This window comes from Halorubrum laminariae (assembly GCF_024494655.1).
In the GTDB taxonomy this organism is placed as follows: Archaea; Halobacteriota; Halobacteria; order Halobacteriales; family Haloferacaceae; genus Halorubrum; species Halorubrum laminariae.
On sequence record NZ_JANHDL010000002.1, the window covers coordinates 24,025 to 40,403 of the forward strand.

Consider the following 16,379-nt stretch of genomic DNA (forward strand, 5'->3'; position numbering starts at 1 on the left):
AGGCACAGGTACCGCCGGATCCATCGCCCGGTATGGGATTCGGCGACACAGCGAAAAAGATCCAGACGCTCGCCGACAAGGCCGAGCGCACGTACCAGAAGATCAACGAACTCAGGACGGAGGTCGAAGAGACCCAGTCGACCGTACTCGACACCTCAAAGCGAGTTCAGCAACTCGAAAACGAGATGGCCGAACAGCGAGCGGTTCTCGACGCCGTCGCTCGCGAGGTCGGCGTCGACCTCGAGAGCGTGAGCACAGAGGCACACATCGCGGACGCGGAGGCGGCAGCCGAACTGGCGGACGAAGAGGCCGCCGCCGAACCCGGCGAGGGAGAACGCGGCGAGTCGGACGAGTAGTCCGAGGTCACTCGTCGGGGTCCGCCCGCGAGACGACATCCGCCGGAACGCCGGCGACGGTCGCGTTCGGCGGTACATCGTCGGCGACGAGCGAGTTTGCGGCGACGCGCGCGCCCGAACCAACCGTGACACCCGGGAGGACGACCGCGCCCGCGCCGATCATCGCGCCCTCCTCTATTACCACTTCGCCGAGGCGGTACTCCTCGTGGAGGAACTCGTGACACAGTAGCGTGGCGTCGTAGCCGACGATCGCGTCGTCTTCGACCGTGATCCGCTCGGGCCAGAACACGTCCGGCGTTGACTCCAACCCCCACGACACGCCTGACCCGACCGTCACGCCGATCCGCGAGAGGAGCCAGTTTTTGAGCCGGAGGCTCGGACTGACCCGCGCGAGCACGATCACGACGTAGTTCCGAACGATCGTGAGCGGCGACTTCGCGTCCGGCCACGACCACAGCGAGTTTCGCGGCCCGGGGGTCGGGAACCGATCGAGCCGATCGGCACGGGCGTCTTCGGCCACGGTCGTCGCCGCCTCTGTCGCATCGTCCTCGTCAGTCACGTGGCCACGTTTGGGCGGGGCGAATAAAAGGGTCGCTGCCGCGAATCCTTCGGGACCGCGAATCTCGCCGCTGTCGCGAACTTCACCACTGCCGCGGATATCGTCGCTGTCTCGGATCTCCTGCTGCCGACCGTTTAAGGGCGATAGGACGACCAGCGTCGCTACGGCAAGTCGAACGACCCACGGTCGGTCGAGGCGGGTGTGCGATCCACCGCCGTGGGACCCGGACGGGGATCGCCTGTTCGCCACCTATGGTCGACAGCGACGCGTCGACGGCGCGACCGTCCTCTCTCGGGATCACAAAACTGCCGTCTCAGGAGCGCATCTCGTCCATGTGTTCGATCCGACGCTCGACGAGGTCTGCGGTTCCGATGTCGTGTCGGATGCGGACCCGATCGCCGGCAGCGGCGAGCGCGTCGGCGGCCTCCGTCTCCGCCGCTGCGATGGAGTCGCCGCGTCCGACGACCGCGAACGCCCGCGAGGTCGTCGTGTAGAGGCCGTCCTCACGCTCGTCGACGCTGGCGTAGTAGAGGAGCGCGTTGCCGACGCTCGACTCGTCGACTGCGATCTTCGCGCCCGCGTCCGGGTCCGTCGGATAGCCGTCAGGGACCGCGTACTTGCAGACGGTCGCCTCGCCGGAGAAGTCGAGTTCCGGCAGCGGCTCTCCGTCGCGGGCAGCGGTGAGCACGTCGAGGAACGGCGTCTCCAGCACGGGGAGAGTGTTCATCGCCTCCGGGTCGCCGAAGCGCGCGTTGAACTCGACGACCTTCGGCCCCTCATCCGTGAGCATGAACTGCCCGTAGAGGACGCCCTTGTAGTCGGGGAGCGCGTCGACGACGGCCTCCAGCACGTCGACCGCGGACTCGTAGTCGCCCTCGTCCATGAACGGGAGCGACGGCGTCGTGTCGGTGTACGATCCCATGCCGCCCGTGTTGGGGCCCTCGTCGCCCTCGTAGGCGCGCTTGTGGTCCTGAACCGCCGGCGTCGTCCGGAGGTCGCCATTGGCGACGAACGCCTGCACGGTGAACTCCTCGCCGACGAGCCGTTCCTCCAACACGACGCGGTCGTACTCGGAGTCGCGGAGATACGCCTTCGCCTCCTCGGCGGTCACCTGGTCACCGATGACCTTCACGCCCTTGCCGCCAGTGAGTCCCACGGGCTTGACCGCGAGGTCGCCGTCGTACTCGTCGATGTACGCACAGGCCTCGTCGATGTCGTCGAACACCGCGAAGTCGGGACAGCCGGGGATCGATTCCTCGTCCATGAACCGACGCTGGAACGCCTTGTCCGTCTCCAGTTCGGCCTCCGCGGCGCGCGGGCCGAAGGCGTACACGCCGGCGTCGTCAAGCGCGTCGGCGACGCCCGCGTCGAGCGCCGACTCCGGACCGATGACCGCTAGGTCCGCACCGACCGACACCGCGTAGTCGGCGATCGCCTCGGCGTCGGTCTCGTTGATGGATTCGAGTCCCGTCGCCAGTCGCCGAATACCCGGATTTCGATTACTCGCGCAGGCGTATAACTCGCAGTCGTCGGCAACCGCGCGGGCGATCGCGTGCTCGCGTCCGCCGCCGCCGACGAGGAGTACGGTCTCCGTCATGTTCGACGGGTTACCGCACAATAGTGTAAGCGTTACTCTCTACAGACACAGAGATGTGCAGTATCGTGGATACACTGTCGGCGTAGCAGTCCGCGTGACAGTCGGTGGTGCGATCGGCGCGCCGACCGGTGTGACGGGTTTTTGCCGCGTCGGATCGAACCGGATGTATGTCACAGCCGACGGTGCGGAACCGCCTCGACGAGGAGGCGAGTCCGTATCTCCGACAGCACGCCGACAACCCGGTCAACTGGCAGCCGTGGGGCGAGGAGGCGTTCGAGCGCGCCCGCGAGCACGACGTGCCCGTGTTCGTCTCCATCGGCTACTCGTCGTGCCACTGGTGTCACGTGATGGCCGAGGAGAGCTTCGAAGACGAGTCGGTCGCCGCCGTCCTCAACGAGGAATTCGTCTCGGTGAAAGTCGACCGCGAGGAGCGGCCGGACGTAGACAGCACGTTCATGACGGTCTCACAGCTCGTCACCGGCGGCGGTGGATGGCCGCTCTCGGCGTGGTGTACGCCCGAGGGGAAGCCGTTCTACGTCGGGACGTACTTCCCGCCGGAGCCGCGGCGGAACCAGCCCGGATTCCGGGAGTTGTGCGAACAGATTTCGGAGTCGTGGAAGGACCCGGAACAGCGCGAGGAGATGCGACACCGCGCGGAGCAGTGGGCGTCGAGCGCGAGGGACGAGCTGGAATCGGTTCCCGACGACCTCGGCGGTGACCCGCCCGGGTCGGAGCTGCTTCAGGAGGCGGCCGCCGCCGCGGTCCGCGGCTACGACGAAGAGTACGGCGGGTTCGGGAGCGGCGGAGCGAAGTTCCCGATGCCGGGCCGGATCGACCTGCTGTTCCGCGCGTACGCCGAGAGCGCTCGCGAGAGCGCGCTGGCGGCTGCGACCGGAACGCTCGACGGGATGGCGTCAGGTGGGATGTACGACCAGATCGGCGGCGGCTTCCACCGGTACGCGGTCGACCGCCAGTGGACGATCCCGCACTTCGAGAAGATGCTGTACGACAACGCCGAGCTACCCATGGTCTACCTCGACGGATACCGGGTCACCGGGAATCCCTCGTACGCCCGCGTCGCGAGCGAGACGTTCGGCTTCCTCGATCGCGAACTTCGTCATCCGGAGGGCGGGTTCTTCAGCACGCTCGACGCGCGGAGCCGGCCGCCGACAGACCGCACCGGCGGAGATTCGTCGGACGCCGAAATCGGAGACGTGGAGGGGGCCTTCTACGTCTGGACGCCTGACGAAGTCGACGCGGTTCTGGACGACTCCGCGGCGTCGATCGCCAAGCAGCGGTACGGGATCCGATCGGGTGGGAACTTCGAGCGCGGGACGACCGTCCCGACGGTCGCGGCGTCGATCGAGGAGATCGCCGACGAGCGCGACCGTCCGGTAGAAGAAATTCGCGAGACCCTGACCGAGGCGCGTGTTGCCCTGTTCGAAGCGCGAGAGTCGCGACCGCGTCCCGCCCGCGACGAGAAGGTTCTCGCCTCGTGGAACGGCCGAGCGATCTCCGCGTTCGCGGACGCAGGCCATACGCTCGGCGAGCCCTACGCCGACATCGCGCGCGACGCGCTCGACTTCTGCCGGAGGCGACTGTACGACGCCGAGACGGGAGACCTCGCGCGGCGCTGGCTCGACGGTGACGTGCGGGGTCCGGGGTACCTCGACGACTACGCGTTCCTCGCGCGCGGCGCGCTCGACGTGTACGCGGTCACCGGTGATCCGGAGCCGCTCGGATTCGCGTTGGATCTGGCCGACGCCATCGTCGACGACTTCTACGACGCCGACGCGGGAACCGTCTACTTCACGCGGGAGCCGGGCGTGGACGCGGACGATGCGGGAGCAAACGACGGGGCCGACGGCGGGCCCGGATCGCTTTTCGCCCGGCCGCAGGAGTTCACCGATCGGTCGACCCCGTCGAGCCTCGGCGTCGCGGCGGAGACACTCGCGATGCTCGACGGGTTCCGGCCCGACCGGCGGTTCGCCGAGATCGCGGAGGCCGTCGTGACGACGCACGCCGACCGGATACGCGCGAGTCCGCTGGAGCACGTGTCTCTCGTTCGCGCCGCCGAGCGAGTCCGAACCGGCGGTATCGAGGTGACGATCGCGGCCGACGCGGTCCCCGACGAGTGGAACGAGACGCTCGGCGAGCGGTACCTCCCGGGAGCGCTCGTCGCGCCGCGGCCGCCGACCGCGGACGGTCTCGACGAGTGGCTCGATCGGCTCGGTCTGGAGTCGGCCCCGCCGATCTGGGCGAACCGGAACAGCGAGGACGGTGAGCCGACCGCGTACGTCTGCGAGGAGAGAACCTGTTCACCGGCGGAGACCGATCTCGACGCGGCGCTGGCGTGGCTCGGGTCCCGGGGACAAGAAGATCGATAGGCGTATCGCCGGCCGATTTAATACCCGGGCAGACCCGTGTACGGTAGCGGCACAGTGATACAATGAGTGACGCCCAGCTATCCGAGGGTGACGTTCTCCGCCGGATGTACCGACTCACCGCGGATCAAGAACGATCCTTCGAGGACAAAGTTCCGGACTTGCTCGATCTGGGACGAGAGTATCTCGGAGTGGAGGTCGGATTCCTCACCGAGATCGCCGACGACACGCAACTGATCGTCGAGGCACGCGGCGACCACGACCGTCTGCAACCCGACTCCAGTTGCCCGCTGTCGCGGGCGTACTGCCGGAAAACGATCGATGTCGACGGCGCGTTGACCGTACAGCACGCCCGCGTCGAGGGGTGGGAAGACGACGCGGCCTACGACGAGTTCGGACTCGAGGCGTACATCGGTGCCAAGGTCCTCGTCGACGGCGAGGTGTACGGGACCTTCTGTTTTGCCGACACCGAACCGCGGGATCGCCCGTTCTCCGAGACCGAGGAGACGTTCGTGGAACTGATGGCCCAGTGGGTCGGCTACGAGATTTTCCACACGCAGGCGAAAGAGCGCATCCAGACGCAGCGGGACCAGCTCGCGGAGTTCACGCGGATTGTCTCACACGACATCCGGAACCCGCTCGGCATCGTCGAGGGATACCTCGAACTGGCCGAAGAGACCGGCGACCCGGAGCACTTCCGACGATGCCGAGAGGCGGTGAACCGGATGGAGTCGCTGGTTGACGACCTGTTGTTTCTCACCCGCGAGGGACAGACGATCGGCGGGCGCGAGTCGATCTCGCTCGCGGAGTTGGTCCGCGAGTGCTGGTCGTTCGTGGACGCCGACGACGCGACTCTGCGCGTCGAGACCGATCGCGACCTCTACGGCGACTGGAGTCGACTCCAGCAGGTGTTCGAGAACCTCTTTCGGAACGCGATCGAGCACGGCGGCGACGACATCACGGTGACCGTCGGCGACCTCGAGGACGGCACCGGAGTCTACGTCGCCGACGACGGGGTCGGGATTCCGGAAGACGTCCGCAAAGACGTGTTCGTCGACGGATACACGACCGGCGAGTCCGGAACCGGCCTCGGGCTGACGATCATCCGTCAGGTCGTCTCGGCGCACGGCTGGACGATCGACGTGGTCGAGAGCGCCGAGGGCGGCGCGCGGTTCGAGATCCGCGGGATGGAACCCGAAGCGGAGTAGCTAGAGTGACCGCCCGTCAGTCGTGCCGGAAACAGCGCGCTCCGGTGAACGCCATCGCCATGTCGTATTCGTCGGCGGCGGCGATCACGTCCTCGTCGTTGACGGAGCCGCCGGGTTGGATGACGGCCTCGATTCCCGCCTCCGCGGCCTCCTCGATCGCGTCCGGGAACGGGAAGAACGCGTCAGAGGCCATCACCGCGCCCTCGGCCGACTTGCCGTCCGCGTCCTTCTCGGCTTTCATCGCCGCGAGCGTGACGGCGTCGACGCGCGACACCTGTCCCATGCCGACGCCGACCGTCTCGGTGCCTGTCGCGAACAGGATGCCGTTCGATTTGACGTGTTTGAGCGTCTTCCACGCGAACACCAGCGTCTCCAGCTGCGCGTCGGTCGGTTCGCGCTCGGTGACGACCTCAAGGTCGTCGGCCGTCGGCGACTGACGGTCGCGCTCCTGAACGAGCCGTCCGCCGACGATCGGCTTCTCCGTGAACCGCTCGGTGAAGCGCTCGTCGCCCTCGCCGAGCGATCCCACGTCGAGCACGCGGAGGTTCTTCTTCTCGCGGAGCACGTCGAGCGCGCTCTCGGTGTAGCCGGGCGCGACGACGACCTCTTTGAACGAGTCGGCGACCGCGGTCGCGGTGTCGGCGTCGCACTCGCGGTTCAACGCGACGATGCCGCCGAACGCGGACTTGGCGTCAGTGCGCAGCGCGCGGTCGTAGGCGTCCGCGAGCGTGTCGCTCGTCGCGCAGCCGGCGGGATTGGTGTGTTTGATCACCGCGGCGGCGGGGTCATCGAACTCCTTGACCAGATCGAGGGCGGCGTCGGCGTCGTTGTAGTTGTTGTACCCCATGCCCTTCGCGCCGGGGTTCAGCTGTGGTGCTCCGACGACGCTCGCCTCCTCGCACCCGTCGTCGGCGTACAGCGCGGCGTCTTGGTGCGGGTTCTCACCGTACCGGAGTTCGGCGGCGCGCTCTTCGGAGGCGAATCGCCGCTCGGGGAAGTCGCCGCCGGTGTCGCCGTCGACGGCGACGTCGACTGCCTCGCCGTCTGCGTCTCGTTCGACCGTCACGCGGTCCGACGCGAACCACCGGACTGCACGCGGGTACGCCGTGAACTCTGCCTCGTGGAGCACGCGGTCTTTCAGCGACTCGGCGTCGTCGTCGCCGTAGACGGGGACCGCCTCTTGGGTCACGATCGGACCGGCGTCGACGGCCTCGGTGACGACGTGGACGGTGCAGCCCGTGGTTCGGACACCGGCGTCGAGCACCTGCTCGTGGGCGTCCGTGCCGGGGAAGGCGGGCAGCAGCGAGGGGTGGACGTTCAGTGTCGTCGGGACCGCATCGAGGAACTCGTCTGTCAGGACGCGCATGTATCCGTCAAGGCAGACGAGGTCGATGTCGTATCCAGAGAGCCGGTCGACAATCCGGCGCTCGTGGGACTCACGGGACTCGCCGTCCTCCCGCTCGACGACCTCGGTGGGAATCCGGCGCTCCGTCGCGGCCTCGACCACGGGTGCCTGCTCGCGGTTCGTCAGCACGACCGACAGCTCCGCGCCCCCCGGCGCGAGGTCGGCGATGTGTCTGAGGTTCCGTCCCCGGTTGCTCGCGAGTCCGGCGATCTTCATACACAAGAGCACCGACCGATCGGGTATATCGATTGCGGTCCGTCGCAGCGATAGATCCACGTTCGCGGATAAGAATCGGGAGACGGTTCGATATCTGCGTCGAACCTATCCACATCCGTGCGATTCACCCCGTGTCCAGATGAGTCGCCATCGACACGCTTTTGCTGGCTCCGGCGGCACTCGCGGACATGACCGACGACTCCGAACCGACGGACGACGACACCATCTCCGGGCTGTCTCGGTCCGATCCCCTTGCGGCCGTCTCGCCGCTCGACGGTCGGTACGCCTCCCGTACCGCGCCGCTGTCGCCGTACGCGAGCGAGGCCGCGCTCATGCGCGCAAGAACACGCGTCGAGGTCGAGTACCTGATCGCGCTTGCCGACCTCGACGCGACGCCGATCGGGCTCGACGAGACCGCGCGCGAGGCGCTCCGCGGACTCTACGCCGAGTTCTCCGCGGACGACGCGCGACTGATCAAGGCGCTCGAAGTCGAAGGCGCAGCGGGGTATGCCGCGACGAACCACGACGTGAAGGCGGTCGAGTACTTCCTGCGCGTCCGGCTCGACGAGCTGGCGAACGCCGATGAGGGCGACGGGCAGTCTGTCCGGTCCGACGAGCCGATCGGCGACGCCGAGTCGCTGTACCCGTGGATACACTTCGGGCTCACGAGCGAGGACGTGAACAACCTCGCGCACCGACTCCTCATCAAGGGAGCCGTGAGCGAGGCGATCGTCCCCGCGATCCGCGAGGTGCGCGACGCGCTCGCCGACCTCGCGCGGGAGCACCGCGACACGCCGATGCTCGCTCGCACTCACGGCCAGCCCGCGACACCGACCACCTTCGGCAAGGAGATGGCGGTGTACGCGGCGCGGCTCGGGCGCGCGCTCGGGCGAGTCGTGGTCGCTACCGGCGACCTCTCGGGCAAGCTTGCGGGCGCGTCGGGCACCTACGCCGCGCACGAGGCCGCGTACCCCGACGTCGACTGGCGGGCGTTCGCCGAGTCGTTCGTGCGCGGGCTCGGTCTGGAACACACGCCGCTCGCGACACAGGTGAATCCCTGCGACGACCTCGCGGCGCTTTTCGACGCTCTTCGAGGCGTCAACAACGTCCTCCTTGATCTCGATTTGGACGTGTGGCTGTACGTCTCGGACCGCTATCTCGGTCAGCGGACGGTCGAGGGAGAGACGGGCTCGTCGACCATGCCGCACAAGGTGAACCCGATCGACTTCGAGAACAGCGAGGGGAACCTCTCGAAAGCGAACGCCGACCTCACCTTCCTCGCCGACTACGTCACCGACTCGCGGCTCCAGCGCGATCTGTCGGATTCGACGGTCAAACGCAACGTCGGCGCGGCGCTCGCCCACTGTCTCATCGGCTACTCGAAGGCGGACGACGGGCTCTCGAAGGTCGTTCCGAACGAGACGGTGATGCGCGAGGAGCTGGAGGCGACGCCCGAGGTCATCGGCGAGGCGGTCCAGACGATCCTCCGGCGTGAGGGCGACACCGATGCCTACGAGCGCGTGAAAGAGCTTACCCGCGGCCGGTCGGTGACCCTCGACGACTTCCGCGAGTTGTTCGATACGCTCGACGTCGACGAAGACGTTCGCGCGGAGCTGAAAGCCCTGACGCCAGCCGGCTACACCGGCGTCGCCGACGACCTCGTCGACGAGATCGACGAATAGCGTGGGAGCCGACGACTCGGTCGCCACAAGAGGTTTACCGCTCGCCGCAGACCACTCGACGATGCCCTCCCAGAACGACGACGAGACGGAGTATTCCGTCTTCGGCAACGACGCGGAGAACGCGATCGACCAGTCCAACGACGACCGCGCCGATCCGGAGGCCGCGGACCTCGGTGGCGACGCCGACGGCTGTCCGAAGTGCGGCGGCACGGAGACCGAGGTCGACGAGATCGCGACGAGCGGCACCGGCCTCACCAAGATGTTCGACGTGCAGAACCGGAAGTTCCAGGTCGTTTCGTGTGCGAACTGCGGCTACTCGGAGCTGTACAAGGGCCAGTCGACGGGGAACGCAATCGACTTCTTCATCGGCTGACGGCGCGCTTCTCGTCGAGCGCGCGCGTATCGATGTATCGCGGAGACGCGCCGTTCGCGGAGACGCGCCGATCGCAGGGGAATATTAACTTACGCATCGGTTCCAGCAGACGGCGAAGGTTTGGAGCCACGATTCTGCCGCCGTCGGCTCCGTATTGTTTAACGTATTTGAAAACAAAGAAGTTCGTCGTTTTACTTCTCGAAAGACACGTTCGACAGCATTCCGCATTCCATGACGAGTAATTTGAAATCGGAGTGAGGTTCGTGAGAGTGAAACTGTTAGATGTCCACCAGCATCAACGAGAAATAGCGTATCCTCAACGTGGCGTTTCTCTCTGAGAACGCGGAGAAACACCAGCGTGAATTGTTGGTTTTGGACGGGAAATACGTCAACATGAAGGAATTCGTTTGTACGAGGATCGACGGCGGCATACAGCCAGAATCAGTCTGATTCGATCTGAATCGTAGTCTCATCGACCGCAACTCGATTCGGGCTCGCACCGTCAGATGGCTGTAGATCGGCATTCTGGATCCAGTTGTGAATTTCTGTTTGACAGATTTGTTGAAATCATCAGAATTTGATATTTTCACGTCCTCAATCGCTCAGTACTGGAACCTCACGAATCGCTCAACACAGGCGAAGGAACGAGCGATCTGTGGTGCTGTGGCGCGTGCCTCCGAGCGGTCGCCAGAGGCGACCGAGAGGAGCACCGCGCGAGGGACGCGGTGAGCGCTCAAAGAGCGCGAACCGCGAGGCTGGGGAGGCGTGAGGCTGCGGTGCTGTGTGGGTGGGACTCGAAGGGGTAGCCGCGAGGGCTCCCGTGGCCCGTTGTGCACCTCGCTCGTTCACACTGTTCACTCGCTGCGGTGCGTACTGACGGCCGCGAGCAGACTGTGCAACTTCACCCCCAACAGTCGACAGTCAATACACCGTGTGAGGCGACGAGAACGCTTGAACCAGCGCTCGGTGAACAGGTCAGAAAGGCTGATCTCCGTGAAACTGCGCTCCTCGTCGGACTTCAACACACAGACGAGATCGCTGCAACGCTTCGGGAATTGGGATGCGATCTAGACTGAGCAGGCGAGTCTCGTTCCGTAGACGCAGTTGACTCGATTGGTGAAATAGATACCGGTAATAAACGTGGTGTTTCTTGCATCCGTGGCAGACCTGTCCGTGACAGGGAGTTACAGGCATGGTGGGGTTGTGGGGTTGTGTAGGCACGCGGTCGTCGCGTGAGAGTTCTCATGACCGGGACAGACACACATCCCCCTGTAACACGAGGGGATTCGACATGAACACGGTCGAGCAGTACAAACAGGAGAAACACCCGCTGGACGTGATCGAGGACGTCAAGGAGTACGCCGAGAAGGGACTCTCTTTCGACGAGATCGAAGAGCGGGCCGGCGGCGGCGAGTGGGAGCGGCTTAAGTGGGCTGGGATGTACGCTCACGGCCGCAAGCAGGGCTACTTCATGATGCGGACCAAGGTCCCGGGCGGCTATCTGTCGCCCGAGCAGGCCGAGGTCATCGGCGAGGTCGCCGAGGAGTACGCCGTCGCCCCCGAGGAGTACGGCGGCGAGGACCAGAATCCGATCTGGGGCGACGCGTTCATGGATATCACGACCCGCCAAGACGTCCAGATGCACTGGATCCGGGTCGAGGATGTGCCCGAAATATGGGACGCCTACGACGAGGTCGACCTTACCACCATCCAAGGGTGTGGCGACTCCGCCCGGAACGTCTTAGGCTGTCCTGCGGCTGGACTCGACGACCACGAGTGCTTCGACGCCCAGCCCGTGATCGACGCCGTCTCCGACTACTTCACGGAGAACCGAGAGTACGCCAACCTCCCGCGGAAGTTCAAGATGACCATCACCGGCTGCAAGCACGACTGTGGCCAGTCGCAGATCAACGATGTGGGGCTCACGCCGGCACGGAAGGAAGTCGGCGTCTCGAGCTCCACCCGAGGCTCGTCGGACGAGTCCGACGGTAGCGAGGAGATCTACGGCTTCCACTGCAAGGTCGGTGGCGGCCTCTCGGACGGCCCGCGGATGGCGACACAGATGGACGTGTTCGTCCCTCCCGAAGACACGGTCGAGTTCTGCCGCGCCGTCGCCCAGACGTTCAAGGAACTGGGCGACCGCAACAACCGCGGCGTCTGCCGGATGCGCTACCTCGTCCAGCAGCTGGGCACCGACACGTTCGAGCGAGCTGTCCGCACCCGCTGTGCGGTCGATCTACCCACCAGCGGTACGGACCTCACTGAGGGCTACATCGGTGATCACGTCGGCGTTCACGATCAGAAGGAAGACGGGCTGAAGTACGTCGGGTTCAACGTCATCGCCGGCCGCATGGGCGGCGACGAGTTCGTCGAGGCCGCCCGCGCGGCGAAGCAGTACGGCACCGACGAGACTTCGATCCGGCTGGCGACCGACCAGAACTTCCTCATCACGCACATCCCTGCGGAGAACGTCGGCGACCTGCTGAATGAGCCGTTCGCCCGCAAGTACGAGCCCGATCCCGGGCCGTTCTCGCGAGGTGCCGTCGGCTGTACCGGCTCGGAGTTCTGTAACTACGGTATCATCGAGACGAAAAACCGCGTTTACCGCTGGGCAAAGGCGCTCGACCGCCGCATCGACACGCCCGACGACCTCGATGTCGTCCGGATGCACATGTCCGGCTGTTCCGCGTCGTGTGCCCAGCCGCAGATCGCCGACATCGGCTTCCGCGGCGAGACGGTCAACGTCGACGATCCCGAGACGACCACCAACGAGGAAGGCGACAACATCGTCGAGGGAATGGACTTCGGTCTCGGCGGCTCGCTCGGGACTGACAACGAGTTCCTCGACTGGGTCGAAAACGCCGTGCCCGCAAGCGCCGCCATCCCGGCCGTCGAACAGCTGTTCGAGGCCTACGTCGACGAGCGCGAGGGGGGCGAGCGCTTCTACGAGTGGACTCGCCGCGTCGGCAACGACCGCCTGCGAACGATCATGCAGCAGGCGGACGCCAACGTCTCTGGAGGTGTCGCCCATGGTGACTGACGGGAACGAGTCCGACGCCGCGGAGTGCGACCGGCCCATGCCCGGTGTCCCCGACGTGGGGAGCGATGACGCGGACGAGTGCGGGTGCGAGAGTTCCTGCGGCTGTGGCGGTCGTTCCGAAGGTGGCCACTCGCACAGCCGCGGTAGCGAGCCGTCGCCCGTGGTGCCGGACGGCGGAGCCGATCCCGCTAACGTCGACGCGAACGGCCAGCTCCGGGACGTCGAGTTCACCGTACCCGCAGAAGAGCGGAGTCAGGACGTTTACGAGACGCCGCCGGACCAGCGCGTCCAGCGCCCCGGCGAGGAGGAACTCGTTCTTGACACACCCTCCTACGAGATCCGCCGGGAGATGAACGACATCGAGACGCCGGACGACAAGACGTGGTTCATGGAACTCGACGAGGGTGTCATCGACGCTGACCGCTGCATCCAGTGTGGCACCTGCGTCGCCTCCTGTCCTTCCGACTCCATCGGAATCGGCGAGGACGGTCTGCCCGAACTTGTCAAGATGTGTACGGGCTGTTCGATGTGCTGGGACTTCTGTCCTCGCGGCGGCCTGCGCTACGAGCGCCAGTGGAAGATCACCGGCGGCGACGACAACGTCAAGGGTGCCGGCGACCCGATCACCGAGTTCTCCGCCAAGGTCGACCAAGACGGGAGCGGGAATGCACAGGACGGCGGCCTCGTTACCGCCGTCCTCTGTACGCTCATAGAAGAGGACGAGATCGACGGCGCGCTCATCGCCACCGAGAGCGACGACGAGCCATGGAAGGCCGAGTCGTTCCTCGCAACCACGCCCGAGGAATGTATCGACAACGCCGGGAGCTTCTATAACCAGACGATGGCGCTCGGGAACCTCGACCTCAAACGGTGGGAGCACAAACTCGACATACCCATCGAGGAGGCCTCTCTGGCGCTCGTCGGCACTCCCTGCGAGATCGAGGGTGTCCGCGCCCTGCAGGACTTCGAGTGGGACTACGCCAGCCAAGAAGAGGGGATCCGCGCCATCGATTATCGCATCGCCCTAATGTGTACGAAGAACTTCAACTACCAGAAGCTGATGGGTGAGAAGCTCGAAGCGGAGCGCGGTATCGACCTTGACAACGTGGGCAAGCTGGATGTCCTCGACGGCCGGATGATGGCCTACGATCACAAGGGAGAACTCATCGTCGACGAGGACATCGAGGAGTTCCACGACGCCGCGCTGAAGGGCTGTGACGAGTGTGCTGACTTCACCGGCTACTGCGCCGATCTGACCGTCGGTTCGGTCGGCTCCAGCGACGAGTACTCCTCGGTCATCGTCCGCACTGAGCAGGGACTGGACGCTTGGAACCTGACCAAAGACAATCTGAAGTATCACGACCTCGAGGACCGGTCGGCCGTCGGCGGCCTGCAGTCTTGGGACAAAAAGAAGGCCTTCGACTCGCTGCAACGGCCGTTTGACCCCGACGCGCCTCGCTTTATCGACTACACCAACCATGCCGAGAACTACGGGACTGAAGTGAACCCGCACGAAGCCGAGCACTGAACACGGTCACTCGTCGACGCGACCGAACCGTTCTTTAGAGATGATTAGATCGGTCTGAACATAGTATCGATACTCGTGAAAGCGGATAGTCTCTTGGAGATACCTTCGGAACGTTATTTGGAATTTGTGGTGCCGACACTCCGTAGGGATTTGATGACGGTAATGTCTCTTGTATTTCATTTTGGACGGGGTTTTTCACTGACGACATCACCAATACGCGGTATGGCAGCCAACCCAAGTGCAGTCGGAGAGACGCCACTTCTTGAGATTGCCCTCGACATCGCCCCGACGGTGTACGCGAAAGCGGAGTGGTTCAATCAGGTCACAGCGGACTACGGTGGCGGGTCAATCAAAACACGCATTGGTAAGGCCATGATCGATGCAGCGGTGGCAGCTCCAGAACCGATCGGTGACCGGACGTTGCTCGAGGCATCGAGTGGAAATACCGGTACTGCGGTTGCCCGGTTCGGCACCGAACGGGGGTTCAACGTCGAGATCGTCCTCCCGGACGATGCCGGTGCCGGTAAGATGGCAGCGATCGAGGACGCTGGTGCCGAAACGACGTTTATCGACAGCGAGAGAGGATATGACGCCTATGTCGAGGACTGCCGCGAGATGGTCCGGGAGAACCCCGGACAGTATCACTATCTCGACCAGTACGAGAACGCGGCAAACCCGGGCATCCATGCCGGGACGACCGGGATCGAGATCTGGGGACAGACCGATGGCGCGGTGACACACTTCGTCGCGGGTGCGGGCACAGGTGGTACGCTCATCGGCACGGCGCACGCGCTCTCTGACCGGGGTGTCGATATCTATGGGTTCGAGCCAGCAACAGACGAACACGACATCGCGGGACTGAAACACATGCACTCGGAGGGACACTACGTCCCGGGAGTCTATGAGCCGGGCGTCATCGAAACAATGTCGTTCGTCCCAACCGACATCGGCTACAAATACGTCCGCTGGCTGCACCGCCGATACGAGTCCCGGACTGTCACCGTCGTCGACCCCGGGCAGTGGGACAGACAGGTGGTTCGCGAGCACCTCCGGGTCGGTGACGACTTTCTCGTCGGCCCGTCGAGTGGAGCGTGTCTCGCGATGGTCGCTCGTCTGGCAGCCATGGATGTCCTCGACGAGGACGACGTGGTCGTCGTCCCGTTTCCAGATCGAGGTGACCGGTATCCGGACCGTGACTTGCGGAGTACCGCCAGTGCAGGCGAACTGACGACGAGACCAGCACCCGCAGTGCCGTCGTCCCGGCCCCCACGCTCCTGAGCCAACACCCATGAACTGGCAGCAGCCAGTTCCTGTTACTCCACCAATGAGTAGGTTCATTTTTTAATCGATCGCACGGAAAGCGGACTCGACACCGGCGAGGTCGTCGATAGAGTCCTGTACCTGTTCACGGACTTGATTGGCCTCGTTGCGAAGATCTCGGAGTGCCGCCTCTGTCCCGGTCGCGCTGCTGTTCTCGATCGCGACGATCTTCGAGATTAGCCTGAAGTACCGCTGGAGTTCGCTGTCGAGCTGCGACCGCAACTGGAGTTCGTCGACAGTATCTTGGAGTTCTGATTCTGTCACGGGCTTCGTGAGATACTCGTCACAGGGGATATCGCCGGCGTCGCAGCCTGGTTCAGACCTCGTGAGCATCACTTTCTGGTCTCCGGTATCCCGTTCGTCCATTTGCTGGATGACTGTTGCCCCCGGGAGATCCTGCATCCGGCGATCGAGAATTACAACGCTGACTTCCGAATCGTACCACGTGAGTGCATCCGAACCCGAGTGGGAGGTCCGAACGTCGTACTCGGGTTCAAGCCACAGTGAGTAGGTCTTGGCGAGGTCTTTGTCGTCCTCTACGATCAGTACCGTCGGATCGGCGGAGTTGGATTCACCTGCCATGGTCATGGTGGTTTCGGGCGGCTCTCTCGATCCGTCGCCTGAGGGTGATAGGGCCGTATCCAGTTCATCGACCCGGAAGCGACTGTAGTCTGTGGACATGGATCTGTGTTCCTACGGACCGGAATATCA

At 64.7% G+C, this 16,379-nt stretch carries 13 protein-coding genes; 9 read left to right on the forward strand and 4 right to left on the reverse strand.

Annotated elements, in window-relative coordinates:
• Positions 1-32: 32 nt before the first annotated feature.
• A complete protein-coding gene (locus tag NO887_RS03105) occupies positions 33-356 on the forward strand; it encodes a DUF5798 family protein (protein WP_256417049.1) in 324 nt (107 codons plus the stop codon).
• A 7-nt stretch (positions 357-363) separates the two neighbouring features.
• Here the strand turns inward: NO887_RS03105 and NO887_RS03110 are convergent, their stop codons facing one another.
• Positions 364-915: an acyltransferase gene (locus NO887_RS03110; protein ID WP_256417050.1), complete on the reverse strand. Its 552-nt coding sequence runs from the start codon at positions 913-915 to the stop codon at positions 364-366.
• Positions 916-1,228: 313 nt separating this feature from the next.
• A complete protein-coding gene (gene purD, locus NO887_RS03115) occupies positions 1,229-2,512 on the reverse strand; it encodes a phosphoribosylamine--glycine ligase (RefSeq protein WP_256417051.1) in 1,284 nt (427 codons plus the stop codon).
• Positions 2,513-2,679: 167 nt separating this feature from the next.
• Between purD and NO887_RS03120 the strand changes: the two genes are divergently transcribed.
• Entirely contained in the window at positions 2,680-4,899 is a 2,220-nt protein-coding gene (locus NO887_RS03120) for a thioredoxin domain-containing protein (RefSeq protein ID WP_256417052.1), read from the forward strand.
• Between the two features lie 62 nt (positions 4,900-4,961).
• Positions 4,962-6,104, forward strand: a complete 1,143-nt coding sequence (locus NO887_RS03125) for a GAF domain-containing sensor histidine kinase (RefSeq protein WP_256417053.1) — start codon at positions 4,962-4,964, stop codon at positions 6,102-6,104.
• A 16-nt stretch (positions 6,105-6,120) separates the two neighbouring features.
• Here NO887_RS03125 and purN read toward each other — a convergent pair whose 3' ends face one another.
• Positions 6,121-7,725: a phosphoribosylglycinamide formyltransferase gene (gene purN, locus NO887_RS03130; RefSeq protein ID WP_256417054.1), complete on the reverse strand. Its 1,605-nt coding sequence runs from the start codon at positions 7,723-7,725 to the stop codon at positions 6,121-6,123.
• Positions 7,726-7,913: 188 nt separating this feature from the next.
• Between purN and purB the strand changes: the two genes are divergently transcribed.
• The 6 genes from purB to NO887_RS03160 all read left to right on the forward strand — a co-directional run bounded on the left by purB (position 7,914) and on the right by NO887_RS03160 (position 15,626).
• Entirely contained in the window at positions 7,914-9,407 is a 1,494-nt protein-coding gene (purB, locus tag NO887_RS03135) for an adenylosuccinate lyase (RefSeq protein WP_256417055.1), read from the forward strand.
• A 61-nt stretch (positions 9,408-9,468) separates the two neighbouring features.
• Complete coding sequence (locus tag NO887_RS03140; protein ID WP_256417056.1) at positions 9,469-9,780, forward strand: zinc ribbon domain-containing protein; 312 nt, start codon at positions 9,469-9,471, stop codon at positions 9,778-9,780.
• An 866-nt stretch (positions 9,781-10,646) separates the two neighbouring features.
• The gene (locus tag NO887_RS18775) at positions 10,647-10,856 is read left to right on the forward strand and encodes a DUF7970 domain-containing protein (RefSeq protein WP_465261986.1); all 210 of its coding nucleotides are present in this window, start codon (positions 10,647-10,649) and stop codon (positions 10,854-10,856) included.
• Positions 10,857-11,071: 215 nt separating this feature from the next.
• Entirely contained in the window at positions 11,072-12,820 is a 1,749-nt protein-coding gene (locus tag NO887_RS03150; RefSeq protein WP_256417057.1) for a nitrite/sulfite reductase, read from the forward strand.
• Complete coding sequence (locus tag NO887_RS03155) at positions 12,810-14,348, forward strand: Coenzyme F420 hydrogenase/dehydrogenase, beta subunit C-terminal domain (protein ID WP_256417058.1); 1,539 nt, start codon at positions 12,810-12,812, stop codon at positions 14,346-14,348. Before NO887_RS03150 ends, NO887_RS03155 begins: the two co-directional genes overlap by 11 nt.
• A 222-nt stretch (positions 14,349-14,570) precedes the next feature.
• Complete coding sequence (locus NO887_RS03160) at positions 14,571-15,626, forward strand: PLP-dependent cysteine synthase family protein (protein ID WP_256417059.1); 1,056 nt, start codon at positions 14,571-14,573, stop codon at positions 15,624-15,626.
• A gap of 63 nt (positions 15,627-15,689) precedes the next feature.
• On the opposite strand, the gene NO887_RS03165 is transcribed toward NO887_RS03160, so the two are convergent.
• Complete coding sequence (locus NO887_RS03165; RefSeq protein ID WP_256417060.1) at positions 15,690-16,349, reverse strand: response regulator transcription factor; 660 nt, start codon at positions 16,347-16,349, stop codon at positions 15,690-15,692.
• Positions 16,350-16,379 lie beyond the last annotated feature (30 nt).

Coding starts and splice junctions, on each gene's coding strand:
- NO887_RS03105 (WP_256417049.1), top strand. CDS start 33: ATGGGATTCGGCGACACAGCGAAAAAGATCCAGACGCTCGCCGACAAG.
- purD (WP_256417051.1), bottom strand. CDS start 2,512: ATGACGGAGACCGTACTCCTCGTCGGCGGCGGCGGACGCGAGCACGCG.
- NO887_RS03120 (WP_256417052.1), top strand. CDS start 2,680: ATGTCACAGCCGACGGTGCGGAACCGCCTCGACGAGGAGGCGAGTCCG.
- NO887_RS03125 (WP_256417053.1), top strand. CDS start 4,962: ATGAGTGACGCCCAGCTATCCGAGGGTGACGTTCTCCGCCGGATGTAC.
- purN (WP_256417054.1), bottom strand. CDS start 7,725: ATGAAGATCGCCGGACTCGCGAGCAACCGGGGACGGAACCTCAGACAC.
- purB (WP_256417055.1), top strand. CDS start 7,914: ATGACCGACGACTCCGAACCGACGGACGACGACACCATCTCCGGGCTG.
- NO887_RS03140 (WP_256417056.1), top strand. CDS start 9,469: ATGCCCTCCCAGAACGACGACGAGACGGAGTATTCCGTCTTCGGCAAC.
- NO887_RS03150 (WP_256417057.1), top strand. CDS start 11,072: ATGAACACGGTCGAGCAGTACAAACAGGAGAAACACCCGCTGGACGTG.
- NO887_RS03155 (WP_256417058.1), top strand. CDS start 12,810: ATGGTGACTGACGGGAACGAGTCCGACGCCGCGGAGTGCGACCGGCCC.
- NO887_RS03160 (WP_256417059.1), top strand. CDS start 14,571: ATGGCAGCCAACCCAAGTGCAGTCGGAGAGACGCCACTTCTTGAGATT.
- NO887_RS03165 (WP_256417060.1), bottom strand. CDS start 16,349: ATGTCCACAGACTACAGTCGCTTCCGGGTCGATGAACTGGATACGGCC.